At 69.2% G+C, this 312-nt stretch carries 1 pseudogene; it reads left to right on the forward strand.

From position 1 onward, the window contains the following. Positions 1-312 (forward strand): annotated as a pseudogene (locus tag QSK36_RS43240) (hypothetical protein); the annotation flags it as partial.

The following is a 312-nucleotide window of genomic DNA, read 5'->3' on the forward strand; positions in this document are numbered from 1 at the left end:
CCTTCGGCGGCCTGTTCAACACCCTCGCAGGCCAGCCCTGGGTCGACTGGCTGTTCATGACCGGCCTCGCCGGCATCGGCACCGCCCTCATCCTCGGCGTGGGCATGCGCATCGCCGCCACCACCGGAGGACTGCTCCTGCTCATGATGTGGGCCGCCGAACTGCCCCTGACCACCAACCCCTTCATGGACGAGCACATCGTCTACGCCATCGTCCTGGCCGGCCTCACCCTCACCGGCGCCGGCACCACCCTCGGACTCGGCACACAGTGGGCCGCCACTCCCCTGGTCCGCCGCTTCCCGATCCTCAAGT

The sequence above is a fragment of the Microbispora sp. NBRC 16548 genome (assembly GCF_030268985.1).
Lineage (GTDB): Bacteria > Actinomycetota > Actinomycetes > Streptosporangiales > Streptosporangiaceae > Microbispora > Microbispora catharanthi.